Source organism: Pedobacter zeae (assembly GCF_014196715.1).
Classification (GTDB): Bacteria; Bacteroidota; Bacteroidia; order Sphingobacteriales; family Sphingobacteriaceae; genus Pedobacter; species Pedobacter zeae.
Map to the genome: position 1 here is coordinate 1,223,316 of NZ_JACIEF010000002.1, position 17,029 is coordinate 1,240,344.

At 44.0% G+C, this 17,029-nt stretch carries 12 protein-coding genes; 3 read left to right on the forward strand and 9 right to left on the reverse strand.

Annotation, left to right across the window (positions count from 1 at the left end):
- Positions 1-11: 11 nt before the first annotated feature.
- On the forward strand, positions 12-905 hold the full coding sequence (locus GGQ60_RS11895; RefSeq protein ID WP_183764116.1) for a hypothetical protein: 894 nt from the start codon (positions 12-14) through the stop codon (positions 903-905).
- A 2-nt stretch (positions 906-907) separates the two neighbouring features.
- Entirely contained in the window at positions 908-1,360 is a 453-nt protein-coding gene (locus GGQ60_RS11900; RefSeq protein WP_183764119.1) for a hypothetical protein, read from the forward strand.
- Positions 1,361-1,557: 197 nt separating this feature from the next.
- Here GGQ60_RS11900 and GGQ60_RS11905 read toward each other — a convergent pair whose 3' ends face one another.
- The 3 genes from GGQ60_RS11905 to GGQ60_RS11915 form a co-directional block, all read right to left on the reverse strand.
- Positions 1,558-2,433 carry a macro domain-containing protein gene (locus GGQ60_RS11905; protein WP_183764122.1) on the reverse strand — a complete coding sequence of 292 codons (876 nt, stop codon included), beginning with the start codon at positions 2,431-2,433 and terminating at the stop codon, positions 1,558-1,560.
- Position 2,434: 1 nt separating this feature from the next.
- Entirely contained in the window at positions 2,435-2,935 is a 501-nt protein-coding gene (locus GGQ60_RS11910; protein ID WP_183764125.1) for a TIR domain-containing protein, read from the reverse strand.
- Positions 2,936-3,239: 304 nt separating this feature from the next.
- Positions 3,240-3,485 (reverse strand): helix-turn-helix domain-containing protein, encoded by a 246-nt coding sequence (locus GGQ60_RS11915; protein ID WP_183764129.1) that lies wholly within the window; start codon positions 3,483-3,485, stop codon positions 3,240-3,242.
- Positions 3,486-3,799: 314 nt separating this feature from the next.
- Between GGQ60_RS11915 and GGQ60_RS11920 the strand changes: the two genes are divergently transcribed.
- Complete coding sequence (locus tag GGQ60_RS11920) at positions 3,800-5,104, forward strand: hypothetical protein (RefSeq protein WP_183764131.1); 1,305 nt, start codon at positions 3,800-3,802, stop codon at positions 5,102-5,104.
- Between the two features lie 206 nt (positions 5,105-5,310).
- Here GGQ60_RS11920 and GGQ60_RS22985 read toward each other — a convergent pair whose 3' ends face one another.
- From GGQ60_RS22985 to GGQ60_RS11945, 6 genes are all read right to left on the reverse strand, one after another.
- The gene (locus GGQ60_RS22985; RefSeq protein WP_260300595.1) at positions 5,311-5,436 is read right to left on the reverse strand and encodes a hypothetical protein; all 126 of its coding nucleotides are present in this window, start codon (positions 5,434-5,436) and stop codon (positions 5,311-5,313) included.
- A 67-nt stretch (positions 5,437-5,503) separates the two neighbouring features.
- The gene (nhaA, locus tag GGQ60_RS11925; protein WP_183764134.1) at positions 5,504-6,661 is read right to left on the reverse strand and encodes a Na+/H+ antiporter NhaA; all 1,158 of its coding nucleotides are present in this window, start codon (positions 6,659-6,661) and stop codon (positions 5,504-5,506) included.
- Between the two features lie 392 nt (positions 6,662-7,053).
- Positions 7,054-7,356 carry a hypothetical protein gene (locus tag GGQ60_RS11930; RefSeq protein ID WP_183764136.1) on the reverse strand — a complete coding sequence of 101 codons (303 nt, stop codon included), beginning with the start codon at positions 7,354-7,356 and terminating at the stop codon, positions 7,054-7,056.
- Between the two features lie 883 nt (positions 7,357-8,239).
- On the reverse strand, positions 8,240-9,160 hold the full coding sequence (locus tag GGQ60_RS11935) for a PorP/SprF family type IX secretion system membrane protein (protein ID WP_183764139.1): 921 nt from the start codon (positions 9,158-9,160) through the stop codon (positions 8,240-8,242).
- An 8-nt stretch (positions 9,161-9,168) separates the two neighbouring features.
- The gene (locus GGQ60_RS11940; protein ID WP_183764142.1) at positions 9,169-15,480 is read right to left on the reverse strand and encodes a lamin tail domain-containing protein; all 6,312 of its coding nucleotides are present in this window, start codon (positions 15,478-15,480) and stop codon (positions 9,169-9,171) included.
- A gap of 907 nt (positions 15,481-16,387) precedes the next feature.
- Positions 16,388-17,008 carry an L-threonylcarbamoyladenylate synthase gene (locus GGQ60_RS11945; protein ID WP_183764145.1) on the reverse strand — a complete coding sequence of 207 codons (621 nt, stop codon included), beginning with the start codon at positions 17,006-17,008 and terminating at the stop codon, positions 16,388-16,390.
- Between the last annotated feature and the right edge of the window lie 21 nt (positions 17,009-17,029).

Genomic DNA, 17,029 nt, shown 5'->3' on the forward strand with positions numbered 1-17,029 from the left:
ATCTCAAGAAAATGACAGAAAAAAAAGTTGAAGTAGTTCAAGTAAAGATTAAAACTATTGATGAATCGGAGTTCAAATTTGAACAGATCTTACTAAATCCTGATTTTCACAATGTAGATATAAAAATTGGTGGAAGCCATAGGTCATTGGTGTACGTTCAGGATCATGAAAATTATTGCGTTGGGCTTATTCAATCTACTAAAATGGATTCCACACCACCAAAGCGCAATATTCTTACTAATGAAACATTAGCTTTAGGTTTAAAACGGGAAGAAGGGTTATTGTATGGCAATGTTTTTCTTTTCGATAAAGAAAAACAGGTTTTGCTTTATGAGGTTACGAGAGATGGATTGTTTATTGGCCAATTAGGTGATTTGTTTTATTCTCTGATAAGAGATTATCCATTAGTTAAGATTGATATTAAATTTATTCCACTTATGAATGCTAATGCTATGGAAAAACTACTTTCTATGGGCGATCGAAAGGCTGTTCACATCCAATTTGCTCATCCTGATGAAATGTTAAAAAAGATTAAAAGTGAACAAAGTGCTATAAAAGAGATAATAAAACCGGGGAAAGATATTGGAGCAGAATTAATTGACGTTATTTATAAAGTAACTACGACTAAAGGTAAATACCTTCATAATGGAAAAATTAATAATATGCTTGAGTATATTAATAATAAATTTGATCTATTGAGAGATAATGTTAAAAAATTTGAAGTTAAAGGTTATGAAGAGGATGTAGAGAAAATTACAGAAGTAGATTTCATTAGAGATAAAATGATAGAGAAAATTAAATATTCAGATAGTAAAAACATGTCAGATCTTAAACCGACAGCTCGTAAACAAGAAATTATTTTAGCTTATGAGCGTTTAAGACGAGATATTTATCGATATTTATAATAATGACCTTTCAAAAGATTATTCAAAATTATTTGGGATTATTTTCTGCCTTATTAATATTAACATGCAATTTGATATATGATTGGAGTGCAAGTATTGATATGAACAAAGTTATGGATAAGTCTATAGATATTTCTTCAATTAGCTTTGGCTTTCTTCTAGCTGTTTTGGCAATACTTGTTCAGGCGAATAACGAAGCTATTATAAGAATTAGAGAAAGTGGTAATTACCCTACCTTAATTTCATTGAATAAAAAAGCTGTAATATCTTGTGGATTACTAATTATAGCTGCACTAATTTTCATAGGATTTGATTTGTCTAGTTCTAAGGCATCATTATTCAACCATAGCGTTAGAAATATATTTGATTCAATCTGTCTTAGCATTTTAGTTCACCAACTGATTGTTGTATTTATGTTTTTAGACATTTTCTATGCAATAGTTAAAGAGGATTAATTTGGACCTTATACGTTTTTTAATTATTTTAAGTTTGCCTTGACAGGATTCTCAAGAAATTAAATAATCGATAGTTTAATAATTTCGTTGAAACAACTAATTCTTTGGAAAATAATGTAAGTTATGAGATAATGCATATGAGTTTGCTCAAGTATGCTTTTTTTTAGAACTAGTAGTCCTTATAGAAAAATTCCCGTTTATGGTAAATAGTGTCGAAGTAGATCCTTTACCTCAAATAAATTTAACGAGGATTTGGAAATGTCACTTGGATGAACAACTATAATTAGTTTATTTGAAAATATACTTTCCTCTGATGCATTGATAAAGGATTGTGCTATGATGGCAATTAGTTTCTTCCTACTGGTTTTCAGTCTTCCAAGCCCGGAACCAATTGCAGGGATGACAATGTCAATTTTTTCGCCTTTGTTAGCAATGAAGTCCCAAAGTCCATCTAATGATTTTTGTACATTATTGAGTGTTGTTCGCGCATTATTGTTATAGTTTAGGTCAGACATGGCAAACCAATAAAAAAACTGATCACCTTCTCTAAATTTTACAGTGGTACCAAAATCATAACGATGATTCTTACCAGCCTCTTTTTCAATAACCGTAAATTCAGTGTCGTTTAGGCCAATGTCAATCTTCTCGTTTAACTCGTTTACTCTTTCGGAATAGAATTTATTAGTAAATTGCCCTTGAAGGCTGTTTGGAGAAATAATTCCGTTGGCAATATCTGTATCGAAGGTGGTATTGGTACTGATAACCTTTTGACCAGATATGTTGAAGATATCATCTATTCGTACTTCAATTGACAAATCTTCTCCTGGATATTTATAGCTTATTTTTTTTACTGGACGTCTAGTTATGATAACTGTTATTATTCCGATAACCATCAAAACATATATCCAGAATGCGGGAAGATCAGTTTTATCTAATAGATGAAACGAATCTGAAATATCAACAATTGTCCATGTTCCACCGACTACTGCAATAAATGTCTTAAGAGAGTCAACGCTACAAAGTGCATACAACCAATAAGATTTGGTACGGAAAGATCGTAAATGGTAATTCATTCTAAAGCCCTAATTCCTCATAAACTGAATTTTTATAAACGTAGGCTTCTTTGTTTCCCTTGGAAACATGGCTTTTATAACTACTAGGCCAGTTTTTTATAGCGTAATTAATAATCTTATGTCCAAAAGGGACATGGATTACCAATTCATTTTTGAGAATGGGTGGACATAAAGCAGAGTTCATTGATCGACTTTTATCAAGGTTTACGGCAATGATTGGAATTCCCATGCTGATGGCAACTTCAATTTCCCATCTAACAAACTTATACAAGTGCTTTGTGCTTTGTCCGACAAGTACAATAAAAACGTCAGTAGCGTTCAATCTTAATCTTAAGCTTTTTTTAATGGTTTCTTCGGAACTGGTGTCTCGGGCTTGGGCAAGATCGTGGGCATTTTTGAATGTGAAATCAAAGTTTTCATTTTCATGCCACGCTTGCATTAACCGATAATAGCGGATATCATTGTCGCCATCAAAACAGACGTAACAGGTACCAATAGACATATTCTTAATTTGTTTGAGCCTAAATATAGCAAGACAAATTCTATTTTGAATATTTTAATGAGAAAAGGGTAATTTCACCCTATGATCTCTTAGCAGAATATTACTCTTTCGGCAAAGCGACTGGAAAAAGTAAGCTTATTTCATCTCTAGTAGAAGATTGATTAGCAAAAAAAGATTGCCGAAAGCAGTTGTCAGATCGAGAGGGGGATAGTAACAAAATTGTATAGTTTAATGAGCTGGCAATTAATGTTGAATTGTCGCTACTGGTGTCATGAAATGTATTTGATATAATATTAATGGCTTGTTATTTTTCTATTGATTTAGAAAAATCCAGTAAATCAGATACCGATATTTTTAGGTGGTCAGCAATCAATTTAAGGCTGCTGATAGAAACGTTAGTTTCAGCTCTTTCAATACGACCTATTTGTCTGGTATCAATTTCAGTTAATTCTGCCAGCTTTTCCTGTGTAATTTTTCGAAGATCACGAATTTCCACAATGCGTTTTCCAATTTTGACTAAGTATTCTTGATCCCGGTATTGTTTTCCCACAGTGCAAAGTCTAAATATTATTGAAAAAATATTAGGACTTATTTGTCCTTTTGTTTTTGATTTATTATATTTGATTAATTAATAAAGAGTTATAAATAAGAGTTTTGCAGCTCCACATCTCAGGCCGTTGATGTAAAACAGTAGATTTATAGCCCATTCTTGCGTAGTTTATGCTATTTTAGCATTTCTAAATGAGAGTGGGTTTCTGCTGTAATTCCATATCAACGTAAGGCCTGAGAAACTTTAAGGAGCTATGGTAGGTAGAAGCCCACTTTTATATTTTACCCCAACAAGACTCGTAAAACTATACGAGTATGATGACCAAACCAATTACCATTGCAGGGAAACCGCTTTCGCGGTTTTACCAACTGCCTTTAGAAAAGGGGAGCAGGGTGTTAAAGTTAGCGGTGCTGGATCAGGCAGCTGGCGGATTGCATAACACCTTTGGCGTAGGTAAAAAGCCTGAGCCTTTGGCCATTACATCGCTTTCTTTTGATCAGGGTTTATTAATCGTTACTGTTAAATTGGAAGGGGAAGAGGCGAGGGTTTACATTGGGGTAGAATACGATTGCCTGTTGGTGAGCTGTAGTGTTGATACGGATGAAACCTACCTTGGGCATTATGCTTACCTTACTTTGCGTGCCATGATGCGGAGTGGTTACTGCGATTTTCGGGAATATTACTGGCCGGCATGTTTTGCTTTGGGCAACAAGCGGTCGGGCTATGTAGATGTGGTTAAAAAACCTGGCGGTTTTACCATCACCTTGAAGAAAAAGTTTAGCGGTTTGTTTAGGCCTGGTGATGATTTGCCTGATGTTACGGAACGAACGGTAGTACCGCGTGAAAGGGTATTGGATAAACATGTTATGGCACGCTTGGCACCGATTAGCATTGGTTATTGTTTCGCCAATACAGATCTGCAGCATTTCCACAGCAACCATTATCCTTTTTTAATTCCTTATGTTTTTGCAGCCACGGCTTACCTTAAAACGGTTAAATCTTTTAAACGTTTCGTATTAAATCCGCACGATGTGGATGGTATAAGCCTCTCGCCCCAACAGGAGGAGCTGAACAGCATTTGCTTTGCCATGAAACAGATCGCTGCCATACGCTTTAGTGCCAATAGTCACCTGCCCGAAACTGCGGCTAAAATTAATGCGATTAATGATGCCAACCAGCTCGTCCTTTTTAAGTTATGGAACAAGGCTTTACCATTATTGATGCAGCAGCGTTTTACACATTACTTTTATACTTATGGCCTGCGCAATGTATCCGGCAAACCGGTAATGCGTGATATGAAACTGGTTGAATTCGCCATGGAGGTACCTGTTTTAAGCTTCATATTAAAAGATGAGGGCGATTATTACGAACTGCTGCTGAAGCTTAGAGTAAAAGGTAAACTACTGGAGCTAAATACGGATCAGCCTGGGCTGTTTTTAGTTTGCGAAAGATCTAAACCGTATTTGTGGTATTTGCTTGAAGCTGAAATGGATTATAAACTGGTATGGTTTTTTAGCCGGGTAAATTTTAGGGTACAAGTACCGAAAGGGTATTACAGGGAATTTTTTGAGAGGTTTGTAGAGGGGGTGGGGAAGTGGTATGAGGTGAAGAGGGGGTAATGTTATCTTCGCTCTATGCCGCGGGGCATCAAACTTTTGAGGCATCAAAAGTATGCAAAAATGCTTCGTCAATCCAGCAATGGGCCTTTTTCGCAAGCCGATGCACATCAAAAAAACAGTGGCACTTTGTTTTGTTCGTTAGTGGTTATTGAAAGTTTTTTGCCAACATGAAGCACAAAACTCACTGCGTTTGAGGTTTGGTAGTGCTAGTTGTGCTGGTCTGCACCTGTTTTTTTGATTTTGCTGGCCCTTGGGATTGACGGGCGTACTTCGGTTAAGCTTATGGCTTGGTGAAAGGCAGTTGGCGCAGTGCCTAAAGAACTTATCTTCATGGGCGGAAAGAGCTCTGTAGCCCTCTGTGCCTTTCTTTGTGCTCTCTGTGGTTAAAATGCAATTTGGTTAATCCTTAGCTTTAACCACCCTCAAAAACACATACCCCACCACCCCTGATAACACCGATGCGGTTAAAATCGCAAACTTCGCTTCTGAAACATGCAGTGTATCACTAAACGAAAGCAGGGCAATAAAAATAGACATCGTAAAACCGATACCGGCGAGCATGCCCAAACCCAGGAGGTGTTTCCAGCCGGCTCCGGTGGGTAATTCGGCCCATTTCAGTTTTACAGCCAGCCAGCTAAAAAGGCTAACCCCAATAGTTTTGCCTGCAAATAAACCGATGATAATGCCCAGGCCTAAAGGCGAAACCAGCCCGGTAAGCATTTCTTTTTGGAAAGTGATGTTGGTATTGGCCAGGGCAAAAACGGGCATAATGAGGTAATTAACCGGTGTGGTTAACGCATGCTCCAGTTTTTCTAAAGGCGATTCGATATCGGTTTCATTGGTGGGGATGGTGAAAGCCAGTAATACCCCTGCAATGGTGGCATGTATGCCCGAATGGTGGATGCAATACCAGAGCAACACACCGGGGATGAGGTAGAAGACCAGGCGCTTTACGCCGAAATAATTCAGGAGGCTGAGCAGCAGTAAAATGCCTGCCGCCATGGCCAGGTATTCGAAATGGATCTGGCTGGTGTAGAAAATGGCAATGACTAAAATGGCCCCTAAATCGTCGACAATGGCCAGTGCGGCCAGGAAGATTTTTAAACTGGGTGGTACGTTTTTACCGAGCATGGCCATAATGGCCAGTGCAAAGGCAATATCGGTAGCCATGGGGATGCCCCAGCCGCCGGCAGTTTCCGTGCCTTGATTCAGCAGGCTATAAATCATAGCAGGTACGAGCATGCCCCCCAGGGCGGCAATTACGGGTAAGGCTGCGCTTTTAACCGAAGAAAGTTCGCCTTCTATCAGTTCGCGTTTAATTTCGAGGCCTACCAGTAAAAAGAAGATGGCCATCAGGGCATCGTTAATCCAGGCTAAAATGCTGTAGTTAAGGGGGCCAAAGCCTACCTGGGTTTCGAGGAACCGGATAAAGCTGTCTTTAGCACTGGTATTGGCAATGAGGAGCGAAATGGCTACGCAGATTAAGAGGAGTACGCCGCCGGTTTGCTCGGCACGGAAAAATCTTTTGAATATTTCGAGGTTGATGGTTTTGGCCATAGGGTAAAAGTAGTGAAAATAGAGGGGATAAGGGAAGGTTTGGTGCGATTTTGGCCAGTCCGTTGTTTTTGCGCAGCGGGGATTTTGATACTTTGGTTGGTGTTGTTTAAGTATTGCTGTCATCCTGAGGTACGAAGGATCTTTTTATTGAAAGATTCTTCACTACGTTCAGCATGACATTAAAGGTTTTCTTCCCCCTGGCTCGGGCTTGCCCTCGGTTAGCCACGGAAGGGCTCTTTCTTTTTTCAGTGGTCGTTTATGCTTTTATCGGTCTTCAAGCTTGCTTCGCAGGTTGGCTTGGCCCAAAAGAAACAAACCTGAGCGTAGCGAAAGCATGCCTACCTTAAACTACAATAATAAACAAGGCATAACTGAAAGACTTGGACCGTTTTTTATGTGATAATGTTGTTTTTATAGGTATAAAAGATTGCTGCGCAATTCTTGTAAAAACCTACGGAAATCTTTATTGCGGCAGCATCGAGGCGCTTACTCTGGCTTTGTGCCAACGCTCCCGCTTTGATCCTGCCTTGGGCTGTGGTGTTGTGACTTGGAAGTGCGAAGATTTTCGTGCTTTTTCCGGCGAAAATCTCCCAGGCCGGATAGCAGGGTGCAGAGAAGCCCGATGCGCAGCTCTTCCTCTTATCGTCATGCTTTCCCAATTCATCGGGATCAGCATCTCTTAATAGCTCTGTCATCCTGAGGAACGAAGGATCTTTTGCTCTAAAGATTCTTCACTGCGTTCAGCATGACATTAAAGGTTTTCTTCCCCCTGGCTCGGGCTTGCCTCGGTTAGTCACCAAAGGGATTTACCTTTTTCTTGATAAAAAGGTAACCAAAAATCAAGGCTTGGAATTGATGTTGGATAAATTCGTCAAAGCTTTTAGGTCGTCAGCACAAGCCCCGATGAAGGATCGGGGAGGGTGTGCTGCCTCTGTGCAGTATTAGGTTGAAAGGGTGTGCAAAAGCTTTAACGTTTTCTCCTGCCATCATTTCCCAGGCCGGATAGCAGGGAGCAAATAGCATGGTGCGTATTGCAGGGGGCAGTAATTTGTCTTGAGTCCTTTCCCTTTCAGGGGAAAGGTGCCGATAGGGCTTAAGGTCGTAAAGATCCTTCGTACCTACCATTGACGTTATTTTGTAATCGCCTATTAACGAGTGTATTGCGGCATTATGCATTTCAGAGTAGCTAAGCCATAGCACAGTATCCCCGTTCTACTTAAATCCGGCCTAACAAATTTTTCGGGCTGCACTGCCCCAGCCAACCTACTAGCTTCGAAAGAAAACGGCGTAGCCCTCATGAATGCAGCTGAAAAATATAACAACAGATGAATAAATTTTCAGCCGGTGGTTTTTGTTTCTTTTTGACACCAAAAAGAAAGAGCCCTTCGGCGGCGGCGAGCCGAGGCAAGACTGTGTTGCATGGTATAAGAAATCAGTTATGTCAATCATATTGACTGTTATCCAATAAATTATTCCTCATGATGACAAAATCTCAATAAAAACAGCCGCAGATCTTTCGATCTACGGCTGTTTGATCGTTATTCTGAACTTGTTTCAGAAGCTGTGCAGCCTGGTGCCTTATGGTTTCCTGCCGATGTTTACGCGTACATTCACTTCAAAATCGCCGCCGGTATAACCGCTGATGGCCGAAGTTGCCGTGTTGTAATAGGCCATAAAATATAGGGTAGATTTATAGTTCATGCCCAGGCCCACCGTTGCATTTTGCGTATTGTGGTACATGGCCATCAGGTACAGCTTGTCGTTGGCAAAATTGGCGTTTAAGCCGGCATCCCATAAATTCTTGTAGTTTTTAATGCCCCTGAACACACCTTTCGGCTCCAGGCTCACGGCATCCATGCCCGAGCCCAGGTTAAATTTATAGCTCACTGCCGAGTAAAAGGTCGGTTTATCGGCAAAGTTTAAATCATCTTTCCGGAATACCGAGCGCATATTAGGCACGGCACCTTCTATGCTCAGGTTTTTCGAGGTGTACGATACCCCGAAATCGCCATCGAGGTAATAACCCCTGTCGTTAAAGCGGGCAATAGAAGGGTCGTTGATGTCGCTGTTTTTTACACTGCTTAAATCGAGCCTGTCCTGGCTGGCACCGAAAGAGATCCCGAAGTTCAGTTGCTGGTCGTTATTGCTCAGCGGCAGGTGATAGGCAAAGGTACCCACGGCTTTGGTGCGCTGGATACCGCCCGATTTTTCGTTGTAGAAATTTACACCCCAGCCCACCTTGTTTAGCTGCTGATCGAGCGTAACGCTTTGGGTAAGCGGTGCGCCGGGAATGTTCGACCACTGCTTGCGGAAACTGCCATTGATGTTAAAACCTTCGTTAATACCGGCCATAGCAGGGTTAACCAGGTAGCGGTTCTGGAAATACTGGGCATTTAAAGGCAGAAGCTGTGCCTTTGCACTTTGAATAAAGGATAATCCTGCTGCAAATAGAAACGTTACGCGACTTATTTGCTTTATGTTTTTGATGATTGCTTTCATGTCTGTAATTAGTCTCTGATGATGTTAACAAAACCTTTAAAAGTACCAATGCCTGCTCCCAGGTCGATGATGTAATAATAGGTGCCTTCGGCGAGCGGACTGCCGTTTATGGTACCATCCCAATCGTTGGCATAAGTGTGTTTGGTATACAGGATGCGCCCGGTTTTATCAAAAATTTTCAGCGTATTATTCGGGTAATAATCGATGTTTTTGATGATGAACTTATCGTTATAACCATCGCCGTTAGGTGTAACTACGGTACTGGCTTCGAGTTTGTAATCTTCAGTTACAGTAACGGCAACGCTTTGCTCACTTACACAACCGCTGGCATTGGTAACGGTTACTTTATAGGTGCCGCTCTGTTTTGGCCTGATGGTTACCGCTGCACTGGCTTGCCCGCTCACGATTTCGGCCCCCGACCAGCTGTATTGCGTACCACCTGTTGCGGTTAAAACGAGGGCTTCGCCTTTAGAAACAGAGAGTCCTCTATTGCTGCTGATGGAAGCTACTGGTAAAGCATTTACGGTTACGGTGGCGGTTCCGCTCTGTGCCTGGCTGGCATAGCTATCGGCTACGCTCACCAAAGTATAGGTGAAGTTTCCGGTTGTACCCGTTGGTACACTTACAGTTACCGTATTGGAACCTGTACTGGTGCTTACCGTACGGTTGCTGCCACCGTTAAGGGTATAGGTGAAGGTATAAGGGCCAGTGCCTGCCGAGCCGGTGAAGGTAATGTTCGGCGAAGCGGCAAAGTTACAAACCGAAGTGCTTCCTGAAATGGCGGCTACCGGCAGCGGACGGATCAATACCGTGGCCGAACCGGTTTGGGCCTGGCTGCAGCTGGCATCGGCTACACTCACGAGATTGTATACAAAAGTACCTACGGTAGTGGTTGGTGCCGCCACAGTAGCGGTATTACCCGTTGAAGTAACGGTGAGGTTGCTGCCTCCATTAATGTTATAGGTAAAAGTATAAGGGGCGGTTCCGTTTGCACCCGTAAAGGTAATGTTAGGTGCAGGCGCCAGGTTTGGAACGGCTGTGCTACCCGAAATCGTTGCAGTAGGCAAGGTTTTAACGGTAACCGTAGCGGTACCCGTTTGCGCTTGGCCACAGTTGGCATCCTTTACACTGATTAAATTGTAAGTAAATGTTCCCGCCTGGTTAGCCGGTGCCGAAACAGTAGCACTGTTGCTGCTGCCTGCCGAGCTTACGGTCAGGCTGTTTCCGCCATTGATGTTATAGGTAAAAGTATAAGGCGCAGTACCATTGGCACCGGTAAAGGTAATGGTTGGGGCAGCGCTGTTTAAACAAACTGCAGCTGTACCGCTAATGGTTGCTGTAGCGGCCGCCGTAAGGGTTAATTTAAAGGTTTTGCTGACCTTATCTACACCGCCGAAATCGGTTCCGCCGTTATCGGTTACGGTAACCGTAATATTGGCAACAGCATTTACATTGTTTTTTAAACGGTAGGTAAGGGTTCCTTTATCGCTTCCGTTTGCTGCAATGGATAATACATCGAACAATGCAGGGTTATCGGCACTTACCGAAAGGGTAGTGCTTTGCGTGGTTTCCGGACCAGCTGAAATCCCGGTTAAGGCAATACTTTGGTTGGCAGACGAATAACAGGCAGCCTGGTTGGCTACGGCATCGATGGTCGGCGCACCATTGCCGAACAGGTAGCGGGTTTTAACCGGGTAGTGATCGGTTGTGGTCGAACTGTAATTGGTGACCAGGTTTTTAACGCCATCCAAAACTTCGGCCGATGCCGGGAGGTAATTGAGGTTCAGGCTCTTCGTAATGATCACGTTATCGATTACGGTATTGAAACCGGCAGTAGATTGTTTCCCGGCCAGGCTTAAAGGCAGGGTAACAGGCACGTAGCGCGCTACATCCTGGGTAAAATCAACATATGAAGTTCCGGTACCGGCAGGCATCGGGGCAATGGTTTTATCGGGATCGAGTACATCGTTAAAATCGCCGAGGATGATCACCTTCTTGCCGGCCAGGTTGGCATCTAACCAGTCTTTTAACTGCTTGTTGCCATTTTTCCGGCGGTAGTAAGAATCGATTTGATCGGCAGTGGTGCCGGTATTGGCTTTTGCATGTATTTCGACAAAATACACCGTATCGAGCTTATTGTTGATTTTAACCTGCGCCTGCATCAGGTAAGGGAAACGGCCCGACGACCAGTTTTTGTAAGGGGTGCCATCGGCACTGGTAGCCGGCACAGCGGGGTTGTAGGTATCGCGTAAAACACCAAAAGCTGAAAGGGGTTTGATCAGATCGGTGCGGTACATGAAAGCCAGTTTCTGGGCCAGCGGATAATCGGCATCGGCTTTATCATCGGCATAAGAACCGAATTCGCTGAAAATGACGTTATATCCGGCCGGAAGTACGGTATTGCGGAATAAAGTGGTATCTACCACTTCGGCAAAACCATAAATATCGGCATTGATGTTGTTGACGATGGTTTTAACGTTGGCGGCTTGCTGAACATCGTTTGATGGATCCTGCGCAGGGCTGCCAAACCACTCGATGTTCCAGTTGACTACTTCGAGGGTGCTGGCTACATCGAACGTATTTCCGGATAACGCAACGGTTTTATTGGCCGAGCCACTGGTGCTCAAAGTTACATTACCGGCATAACTGGTATTTACTGCTGTTGGCGAAAATTTAACGTAAACGCTTTGCGAGGTGTTGTTAATGTCGGCTTTGGCATAGGTTAAGCTGCTGCCGAAAGTACCGTTACTGGTTTTAGACAGGCTGAAATTGGCCGGGGCCGTTAAGGTGACATCGCCGGTTAAATTGCCTGCCGAGAAACCAAAGCTGCTGGCAGCAGAGGTGGTATTAGCAGCCTGGAAACCGAAATTAAGGCCCGATGGCGAGGTGTTGATATCAACCGCCGGCGGCGTGCTGGAATTGGTTATGGCAAAGTCGTCAACCGTCCAGCGGCTGGCCGATGAGGTAGTAGAGTTGTACACAAAGGCTACATATACCGGTGTGGCTTTATAGGCCGATAAATCGATGTGATCTGATTTGGTCCATTTATCTGAACCGGTTTCCGGGAATTTACCATCAAGATTGGTCCAGGTGGCTAAAGCCGGATTGCCCGTACCGCTGTAGTTGGTTGATATTTTTAACTGCAGTTTATCGCCTGCAAAGGCCGACCGGGTCCAGAACGATAAAACGGCATAATTAAATGAAGCAATATTCAGGGCCGGCGAAATCAGCCAGTCTTCGTTCTGGATGTTACCACCCGAGTAACCGTTAATCTGTAAGGCGTTGCCGGCACTGCCTGCACCGGTAGCATCGCTGGCATCGTGCCCGAACGTAGTGGTGCAGCCCCAGGTTTGTGGGCCCGTAACACTATATTGGTAGAAACCATCAGAAAGCGCCGAACTTCCGGCTGTAGTACAGTTTTCGAAATTGAATGCGGTTTGGTTAGGGTTAATGCCAACACCAGTAAGGGCCAGGTTAACCGTGGTGGCACCTGCGCTGCTGTGCGCCAGTGGTGCAGTGGCATTACCCGTTGCAGTTGGACTGAATTTTACATATACTGTAGGGTTTGCAGCAATTTCGGTAGGGCTAAAACTAATTGCATTTGAAAAAGCACTGTTATCTTTAGAAATACTAAAAGGTGCACTTACGCTAATGTTTACATTGTTGGTGAGGTTAGCGCCCGATACCACATAGGTTTTTGCTGCTGAAGTGGTGTTAATGGCCTGGTTGCCAAATGCCAGGCTGGTTGGGTTAACGCTGATGCTGGCTGCTGAGGCAGAAACCGGTTCGGTAACACTGCTGTTTTGCGGCTTAGGCGTTTGCGCTACGAAATCAGCGCTGTTGTCGTCGCTGTCGTAACCGTTACCGGCAAATTCTTCCGATCCGCCGGTAGCTAAGCTGGCCGCAGTAGAGCCTGCCGAAGCCTTACGCTCAACCGAAATGCTGGCAGAAGGGGTAGGGGCTGCACCGCTACCTTCAAAAGTACTGGCCGTACCAAAACCCACAAAATCAATAATTTGGCTGCCTGCAGGTTTGCTGCCGGTTTGAGCAACAGTAACGTTGGCCAGTAATACCTTACCACCACCGGCGGCCATCGGGATGGTTCCGGTAGCATCTGGCGCAGGCAGGTTAAGGGTACCGCCGGTACCCTGGGCTTCCTGTACCAAATAAAATCCTTTGGCTTTAATGGTGCCGCTTAAAGCGGTAGTTTGCCAGCTGGTACCTGTAGCACTGGCGTATTGTACCGACCAGCCTGCTAAACTCACATCGGCATTGGTAGGGTTATACAGTTCGATAAAATCGTTTTTTAATGTGGCACCGGTATTGCCGCCACCGCCATATACTTCGCTGATGACCACATGGTTGGCCCCGGCAGGTTCCGTCACACTGGTATTTTGCGGATTAGGGCTTTGCACTACAAAATCGGTGTTGTTATTGTCGGTGTCGTAACCGTTACCGGCAAATTCTTCCGTTCCGCCGGCGGCCAGGGTAGCTGCGGTAGAGCTGGCACTTGCTTTCCGCTCAATGGAAGTAGGGTTTGCAGGAGCCGGTGCAGCGCCAGCACCTTCATACGCGTTTGCCGTACCAAAACCTACAAAATCGATCACCTGCGCACCTGCAGGTTTGCTGCCCGTTTGGGCAACGGTGGTATTAACGAGTAAAACCTTTCCGGCAGTACCCGACAGGGCTAATGTCCCGATCGCATCGGGGGTAGGTAAATTAAGTGTACCACCGGCGCCCTGCGCTTCCTGGATAAGGTAAAATCCTTTTGCAGGGATGCTGCCCGTTAAGGCTGTAGGGTTATTCCAGGCGGTTCCGGCAGCACTGGTATACTGTACCGACCATCCGGTTAAATCAACCGCGGTATTACCGGGGTTGTACAATTCAATAAAATCGTTTTTATACGTGGCACCGGAGTTACCGCCACCACCATACACTTCGCTGATGACCACATGTGCCTGCGCAACGGGTGGGGTGGTGCCTGTGCCGGTTAGGGCAATGGTTTGGCTGCTTGCTCCTGTACTCGAAATGCTGATGTTATCACTGGCTGCGGCAGCAGTAGTTGGGCTAAAACGGGCATAAACCGTTTTGCTTGTGGCCAGTTCGGCTACCGTATAACTTAGGGAGGTAGAAAAGCTGGTATTGTCTTTCGATAAGGCAAAAGGCGCATTCGTGCTTACATTGACCACGTCGGTTAATCCCGTAGCCGAAAGCGTGAAGGATTGTGCCGCAGAATTAGTGCCTGTATTTTGTGTGCCAAAATCGAGGGAAGTCTGACTGGCGGTTAAAACAGTTGATTGCCCTATACCGGTTAAGGTTACCGATGGCGGGTTGGTTACCCCTCCTCCGGTAAATGTAATGTTGCCGGTTGAGTTCCCGGCAGCGGTTGGCATAAACTTAACATAAACCGTATTGCTGCCAGAAGCCAGTTCGGCGGGGCTGTACGTTAACGAGGTGGAAAAAGTGCCTCCGGATGTTTTGGAAAGACTGTAAGGTGCAGCTGTAGTTAATCCAACATTACTCGAATTTAAGTTTGCACTGCTTAAAACGAAAGTTTTTTCGGCTGATGCGCTGTTGGTAAACTGTGTTCCGAAATCCAGGTTATTTGGTGCAACCGTTAAAGATGGACTTAGAACTGTGCCGGCGTTAAAAGTTAAATTAAAGTTATCAATAGCGGTGGTTGCCCTGTTCCCGCTACCGGTAGTAGCGCTTAAAGCGACTAAACGGATCCAAACCGGGCCGGCATTGTTATCGAGTGCGGTACCAAAATCAACGCTTATGGAATTATTGCTGAAGGTACTGCCACCGGTAGTGGTGGTTCCGGTAACGGCAGCTGCCGTGAAATTGGTTGGTGTTGCACCAAAAGCATATTCTACCGCCCAGGTTGTTGTTCTTGGTGAACTGGCATCGAGTGATTGTAAGTCGAATGTTAATTTAAAGGCCGATTTCCCGGTTGTATTTGCAATCTGGAATACAAATGCGCTTCCCGGATCGTAACCTGCTGCGGAGGTTTGCCTAAGCCCCAGGGCCCGGTCTGTTGCAGCAGCCTGTGCAGTGGTACCAGCAGCAGCCCCGGCAGTAGCAGAAGCTAAATTTTTGAAGCCGGCGCTGACATTGTTCCATGGCGCACTGGCCGTGGCAAAAGTTGCAACGGTACCTAATGAAGTAGCATTAGCGGATGTCCTCCCTGTAAATCCATTTGGTAATCCGTTTCCTATTCCGTCGAAATTCTCAACATAAGGGGAGCTTGTCAGGCTAACCTGGGCAAATGTTGGGAGAGAAAACAGAAAAGATAAAATGAGCAGTAAAGATCTTTTCATATAGTTAGTTTTGTTTGCAACAAATGTAGATGCAAATGGCTTATGATCAGATTAATTTAGTGTTAATTCCACCGATTGTGGAAAAATAAATGTAATATGGGGTAATTTTTTGTATATGTAGACGTTGTTCCGGTTTTTTCAGTGCATTTCATGTCAAACATTCTTTAAAGAAATCAATTTGCTGACAACTTATCGCTGGAAATTGTATTATTCTTCCTGTAAATACGCTTCCGTTTGATGATCAATGACAAATTTTAAAAATCAGTGTCATAGCTACCGGAACGCCCGCCTGCCTCCGGCAGGGAGAAATCTTTTGCGCTCCGCTAAAAAGAACGCTCCGCTGCGGTCGGGAATGAAGATATGGAGGCCCTTTATCACTTGCACTGTTATTATTTGGTTTTCAAAGGGATCACGCCAGTCTTATCTTATAGGTTTGCGATTGGAAGTAGCAGCGCTTGTTACTAAGCCTGATTGAAACGGAAAGACCGGACCGAGGAACGAGGGAGGACTTGTAGTGTAAAGCAGGACAGGAGGCCGCCACAGCTCACCGGATCGTTCACTTCCTTAAAAAAATACAATTTAACTGATATGGCAGTGTATTCAGGAAATTGCTAAAAATTGCTACAGGTATTCTTCAATGCTTCCCTTACCTTCCCTGACCACTTCGAACTCGCCCTTATTTAGTTGCCAAGGGATCACGCAGGTCTTATGTTATAGGTTTGTGATTGAAAGTAGCAGCGCTTGTTACTAAGCCTGATTGAAACGGAAAGACCGGACCGAGGAACGAGGGAGGACTTGTAGTGTAAAGCAGGACAGGAGGCCGCCACAGCTCACCGGAGCGCTCACTTCCTTAAAAAAATACAATTTAACTGATATGGCAGTATATTCAGAAAATTGCCAAAAATTGCTACAGGTATTCTTCAATGTTTCCCTTACCTTCCCTGATCACTTCGAACTCGCCCTGGGTACAATCAATCACCGTAGAAGCCTCGTTATCTCCATAACCTCCATCGATGATCAGGTCGACCAGGTCTTCGTATTTTTCGTGGATCAGTTCCGGATCAGTAGAATATTCGATCACATCATCATCGTCTTTTATCGAAGTAGAGAGGATCGGGTTGCCCAGTTCTTTAACAATGCAGCGGGCGATATTATTGTCGGGTACACGGATACCTACCGTTTTTTTGTTCGAACTCAGTAATTTAGGTACATTGTTGTTGGCGTTAAAAATAAAGGTAAACGGACCCGGTAAGGCTTTTTTAAGCACCCTGAAAGTGGTATTGTCAATCGGTTTAATGTAGTCGGAAATGTGTTTCAGATCGTGGCAGATAAACGAAAAATTAGCCTTCTCGGGTTTTATGCCACGGATACGGCAAATTTTTTCAATGGCTTTCTGGTTGGTAATATCGCAGCCCAAACCATAAATCGTATCGGTTGGATAAATAATGAGGCCGCCTTTTTTCAGCACCTCTGCTACCTGTTCGATGGCTTTTTCGTTGGGGTTTTCAGGATAAATCTTAATAAGCATAACGTAAAAATAACAATTTAA

Coding starts and splice junctions, on each gene's coding strand:
- GGQ60_RS11905 (WP_183764122.1), bottom strand. CDS start 2,433: ATGAATTACCATTTACGATCTTTCCGTACCAAATCTTATTGGTTGTAT.
- GGQ60_RS11945 (WP_183764145.1), bottom strand. CDS start 17,008: ATGCTTATTAAGATTTATCCTGAAAACCCCAACGAAAAAGCCATCGAA.
- GGQ60_RS11920 (WP_183764131.1), top strand. CDS start 3,800: ATGATGACCAAACCAATTACCATTGCAGGGAAACCGCTTTCGCGGTTT.
- nhaA (WP_183764134.1), bottom strand. CDS start 6,661: ATGGCCAAAACCATCAACCTCGAAATATTCAAAAGATTTTTCCGTGCC.
- GGQ60_RS11935 (WP_183764139.1), bottom strand. CDS start 9,160: ATGAAAGCAATCATCAAAAACATAAAGCAAATAAGTCGCGTAACGTTT.
- GGQ60_RS11930 (WP_183764136.1), bottom strand. CDS start 7,356: ATGACAGAGCTATTAAGAGATGCTGATCCCGATGAATTGGGAAAGCAT.
- GGQ60_RS22985 (WP_260300595.1), bottom strand. CDS start 5,436: ATGAAGATAAGTTCTTTAGGCACTGCGCCAACTGCCTTTCACCAAGCC.
- GGQ60_RS11940 (WP_183764142.1), bottom strand. CDS start 15,480: ATGAAAAGATCTTTACTGCTCATTTTATCTTTTCTGTTTTCTCTCCCA.
- GGQ60_RS11910 (WP_183764125.1), bottom strand. CDS start 2,935: ATGTCTATTGGTACCTGTTACGTCTGTTTTGATGGCGACAATGATATC.
- GGQ60_RS11895 (WP_183764116.1), top strand. CDS start 12: ATGACAGAAAAAAAAGTTGAAGTAGTTCAAGTAAAGATTAAAACTATT.
- GGQ60_RS11900 (WP_183764119.1), top strand. CDS start 908: ATGACCTTTCAAAAGATTATTCAAAATTATTTGGGATTATTTTCTGCC.